Origin of the sequence: Xenorhabdus sp. PB61.4, assembly GCF_963894935.1 — a bacterium.
GTDB lineage: Bacteria > Pseudomonadota > Gammaproteobacteria > Enterobacterales > Enterobacteriaceae > Xenorhabdus > Xenorhabdus stockiae.
This window is the reverse complement of the sequence record NZ_CAWQJR010000067.1, coordinates 1-5,414: the sequence shown is the minus strand read 5'-3', so window position 1 is coordinate 5,414 and position 5,414 is coordinate 1. Positions and strand designations below refer to the sequence as shown.

The 5,414-nt window shown below is 35.0% G+C and carries 3 protein-coding genes; all 3 read left to right on the top strand.

Annotation, left to right across the window (positions count from 1 at the left end):
- The first annotated feature begins 120 nt into the window (after window positions 1–120).
- Window positions 121–2,136 carry a hypothetical protein gene (locus AACX68_RS04870; RefSeq protein WP_228860741.1) on the top strand — a complete coding sequence of 672 codons (2,016 nt, stop codon included), beginning with the start codon at window positions 121–123 and terminating at the stop codon, window positions 2,134–2,136.
- On the top strand, window positions 2,137–3,108 hold the full coding sequence (locus AACX68_RS04865; RefSeq protein ID WP_228860740.1) for a hypothetical protein: 972 nt from the start codon (window positions 2,137–2,139) through the stop codon (window positions 3,106–3,108).
- Between the two features lie 134 nt (window positions 3,109–3,242).
- Entirely contained in the window at window positions 3,243–5,243 is a 2,001-nt protein-coding gene (locus AACX68_RS04860) for a hypothetical protein (protein WP_228860739.1), read from the top strand.
- Window positions 5,244–5,414: the final 171 nt, after the last annotated feature.

Here is a 5,414-nt window from a genome sequence, read left to right as displayed (position 1 = left end):
ATCAGAAAAAAACGTCAACGTGCCTGGATGAAAACCCGTTTTTTGGAGCAGATATTACAAGTGGGTTTTGCTGGTGTGGGTGAAATTTAAACATTCATGCGGTTGCCCTGGGCAACGGGTATGGTGAAAATACTAACTCATGGCGAAAGTAAAGAGATTGCCAAGACAATTCATCAGGGCACTAAAAATGCTATTAATAAAACACTAGAAAATATTAATGATCCTAACAAGCCGATACAACAATCTAAAAAATTTCTAAATGATCAAATTATAAAGATATCAGTCTACGTCTCAGAAAAATTCCTTGAGCTGTTTGGAAAGATTGTTGGGAAAGCGTTTGCAATAATGGAAGCGGGAGCAATAGCAATAAAAGGCCCTTTGACCCATTTAAGTGATACTGCCATTCAATTGATTGTTAACAAATTTGTACCTGTTTTAATGCAACCTTTCGGTATTGTTATTGATTATCGTGAAGGACTTCATATTACTCCTGAAGAGTTCAATAAAATCCAAGGCCGTTTAGAAAAAATTGCAAATAAAAAGAGTTATTCCGGCAATAAAGGGCCGAGGATGCCTAAGCATAATGAAACATTTAAAAAACTAAAAAATTCACAGTCTCTTTTCTATGAAAAATTACAAGAAATAAGCGCTCCTAGCCAAGCAGAACAACAATTTGAAAATACAGTAAGACAAACAGGTGAGTATGCTAAGAAAACAGGAATAAAAATAGGAAATACCGTTTCCAAGCAAGTAATAGAAGTATCGGATCAAACCGGTATCGGAATTAAGCTTGCGAAAATTACTATCAAAGAAGGATTTAATACTTCTTTTGATTTTTTAAAAGTCGGTACACATAAGACAGCAATTTTACTGGAGAAAATAGCGCCGGGGTTCAGCCTGTTTTTCAATGTTCAAACAGCAACTTCTGTGGTTATACAGTCTCAATTCAGTAGCAACAATCCGCTGGACCAGGATGAGCTCAGCAGGTCTTATGATGTTATTAAGTTTTCAGCAGCACTTATTTCATTAACAGCGGATTTGACACTAATTACATCCAAAGTCACCAAACATGCTCATAAATTTATGCCAAACGCCTCTCCAGTGTTGTTAAATAACTTAAAAGGCACTTCCGACTACTTATCAAATAAACTGAATGCTAAATGGGTTAAATCAGGCCTTGGCTTAGTGAATATTATGGGAGCTTATGTGTCCTTTATTGATGGAAGAAAAGCTGAAGCCATCGGTAATAGAGGCGCAGCATACAGCAACTATGCCATAGGGCTGGGAAGTGCAGCATTAGGTACTGTGAGTATTGGTTTGGCTGCTGGTATTGAGTCAGTAGCAATAGGTACTACATTGATGGCTGGTATGGCTTTTATGGGATGGGTCTTAGTTATTGGTGGTACTATTAGTCTGATAATTTTTAACAGCTCTGATACACAAAATTTGTTTCGTAACAGCTTTTGGGGAAATGGGGATATGTATCCATTTTGGGGCAATAAAAGACGCCCAGTATTTGTAGAACAATTAAAATACGCACAGAAAATGGATCACCACATCCGAAACGCCTTTGATATTGAAAGTCAGGAATTCTTAAACTTGTTTTTTATGCCTACATTAACCATTAATCGTCGGCAGATATATAACAAGTTCAGCAGTATCTATACTTTTAAATTACCAGCATTTCAACAAGGCAGCTCAGATCTCCAATATGCCTTTTATCAGCTTCTTCCTAAAAAACCCGAAAACACTTGGCATTCAGGCAGTTCAGCTCCTAACGGACTTATCCAAAAACATATCGAATCGCTTAAAAAACAGCAAGAGCATTATGAGGAATTGAAAGCTCAAGCTGAAGCGATTGATGGGAAGCTCTATCTATATGACAAAGAACTCACAACAAGATTTCGTGAGGCCTTAAAAATGGCTGAAGCAACATACACAAATGGTAATCTTGAACTTATTGTCACGGTTGAAGATAGATATCCCTATCCAAATGAAGAGACTGCTGAATTATTCTGGCACTATATACCATTCGAAGATGCCGCTGTTCCATTACGTTATTTAGCACATAAAACAGAAAAATCAGATATCAGTAAAAAACCTATTTTAGGATTTAAAGACACGGAGTTCCGATAAATGAGCTATTCAAAAAAAATATCCGAAACCCTTCATGATGTGACACCAATTCCACTGATCGATCAGCAGGAATCCCTGTTAGCCACACCAATAGAGAGAAAAAGCTACGAAGCATTACAAAGCTATCTTCCTCTTAACAGCATTGACAATCATCAATGTACTCTTCGTAATTCTCAACGACTTGCCAGAATGTTTGTGCTATTCCCTATATTCATTGGTATATTGCTAGCTTTTCATTACAGTATCATTGACTTTATTGATCAGAAAAAAAATGATGAAGAATATATTCTGCGATGGGTTAAACTTGTTCGTGAAGAATATGGAGAAAGCTTTTATCTACGTAAAGATCTTCCTGATTATATGGAAAGCGCCCGTTTTATTGGTAATGATAACACCGTTTCTTTTTGGAAATATCTTTACTATCGCTACAACTACTATCACGCCAGTACACGAATTTTAATTAAGGATCTTCTTTTCTTTGGATTTTTGCTTGCATATTCTCTCTATTTGATACACAGATGCTTTTTCTGGAAACTGCAAGCACCCATATTTATTGATCGAGAACGGCAACTATTTTTCAGTTGGTATAAAGGCAAAGTCTATGCTGCCCGCTATTCTCAGGTAGGCGTTTCCAATCAAACCGATCCCATGAAAATTATCCATCTGATGGGGTTAGCCATGTATACACTGGATGAAAACAATACACTGGCTCGTCGTGCTTTCCAGATGTGTCTCTCTTATGGTTCTATATTAGGATTCAATACAAAACTACGGCAAGATGAAGCACACGCCTTTATCGTTAAATACCTTATACAAGGCAAAGATGCTGTTGCAGCTACTGATTATAAACGTTTTCCTGCTTTGTTCTTATTCAAGGATAAAAAACCCGCAGATTTTAATGAACAACTTGAGCATATTTTGGCAGAACTAGACAAACGAGATGCCAGAGATAATAGTCAGGAAAATACATAAATAGTCAGATAAATTATGTTACTGCATTTATGATACCTCAACTTTATATCAACCAGCATGTATCCAGCTGGTTGATATTTATGAATTAAATAAAAATTAGAAAATGAAAACAGTTAAAAATGGATAGAAAAATCATGAATGATGTAAAGTGGTACAACATACCAGCCAAGGCTCTGAGTAGAATAACACCAACACCATTTATTGAGCACCAAAAAGAGTTACTTGCTACTCCATTACTAAGTAACAAACTAGGAAAAATGCCCCTATCTATATGTGTTGAAAGCATTGATGGCGATTTATGTGCGATGAAAACGACGGATAGAGATTTCCATTCCTCATTATCATTATTTGGGCCAATGTTATTATTCCTATTTTGGACTATTGCTGTAGTATTATTTACAGAGCAAAAAAAAGAACACCTCCCTGAAATATGGGAGCAAGTTAATTTAGCTCGCCAAAAATATGGAGAAAAAGATTTTTATCTCCAACCACACTACTCCAAAAAAATGGAAATTGTCAGATATGTTAATTATTCGAAAGAAATAACCTTCGATAGATATCTATATTATCGTTATAACGGTTCAGATAATAATATTTTACTTCTCCTGTTGGATTTTCTCATATTTGGAACATTAATATCATTGACTATATTTTTACCCATTTATATTCGTCGTTTTTATAAAAATCCCCCACCATTATTTATTGATAGAAAACGCCAATTATTTTTTAGTTGGCGTAAAGGAAAAGTTTATGCTGCCCATTATTCACAGGTTGGATTTTCTCAATTACGAGTACAGTTACACTCATCAGAAACTAGGGGGTTGATACTATACACTTTGGATAGAAATAACTCACTCAGCAATCGTATATTTTCAATACATATGTATCGTGAAAGAAATTCCTCTTCAAAACAACAAAAGAGGTTTATATTACCTTATGTTTTTATTGTCAATTATCTTCTATATGGTAAATCCCCTGTTTTTGAAGGCGATATCCTACGTACTCCAGTTCCCCGCAAATGCCATGAAGATGAAAAACCTGCCGACTTTGATGAGCAGATAACTCGTATTCTAGCCGCATTAGAAACTCTTTCAGCGACAAGAAAAAATATTCATGCTCCAGAAACATGGCGTCCAGACCCCTCCTTACTCATTGAACAAGAAGAGAAATTACTAAAATTACCAACGAAACCAAAGAATAAACGAGAATTAAAAGCTTTTTCCATGCTCAAAAGTATTAATGATAAGCAATGTGTTTTAATAGGTAGGTCACTGGCTTTACCTCGTATTTTTTTATTTTTACTTTATTTGGCTATTGAAATTCCCATCAGTGGTTGGTACATCAGTACCTTCATTTCACACAAAGAGTGGGAAGAATCTATCATTTTGGAAGAGGTCGAAAAACTTCGTCAAGAATACGGAAAAAATTTTCATCTTAAAAATGATCTGCCAGCTTCATTTTCTCCGGAAAAATATATAGCCGGGCTTGATATAGAAGATAACAACTCCATTCCAATTTGGAATTTTATTTATCATCGATTGCATTATGATGATCTAATTCGTGATAAAGAGTATGACTCTGGAATATTTAATTTATATTATTTTTATTTTTCTGATTATATTATCTATTTTGGACAATTCCTGATTTTTATATTATTAATTCTCCACATTTTATTTTTAATCCCTCAAGACCTCATTATAATAGATCGTGAAAGACAGATCATATTTTCTCCATCCTTAAAACTTAACGTTGCTCGTTATCAGCAAGTTGGTATTTCATATCAACTCACCCCATTGCCTCAGAGCAAACCGGATGGATTAATACTCTATTTTATAAGCAATAAAAATACATTATGCTCTACTAATTTTCGGTTCCATATCACTAAATGTCTTTGGGGAAAGAAAAGACATTCCATACATACTGACATTCAGGCTTTTATTATTAACTACATTATAAAAGGTAAAAAGTCAGTCAGTGAAATTGATTTTAAACGTGGTAGTTCGTTGTTTTGGCGGACAGGAAGACTGTCATTTTATTTTGATGACAAAATAGAGCATATCTTAGCAGAATTAGATAAGAGAAATCACGAAATCCAGGAAAAGAAAACGAGCCATAAAGAAAATGCACTCTCATAAATTAGCTACAGAAATTGAAAACTCACAAAAATGCGATTCCAGTTGTTCCGTTTATAGAACGGGAACCTCTAAAAACTTTTCACAGCCACAAAATTGAGTAAAATGTAGACACAGTATATCTCTGCAAGGTAGCGCCGTCATGATACCGCCTCGTTCTGCTTTAAAAAAAGA

Bases quoted from the DNA above. Each gene is read 5' to 3' on its own strand.
- AACX68_RS04860 (WP_228860739.1), top strand. From the start codon at position 3,243: ATGAATGATGTAAAGTGGTACAACATACCAGCCAAGGCTCTGAGTAGA.
- AACX68_RS04870 (WP_228860741.1), top strand. From the start codon at position 121: ATGGTGAAAATACTAACTCATGGCGAAAGTAAAGAGATTGCCAAGACA.
- AACX68_RS04865 (WP_228860740.1), top strand. From the start codon at position 2,137: ATGAGCTATTCAAAAAAAATATCCGAAACCCTTCATGATGTGACACCA.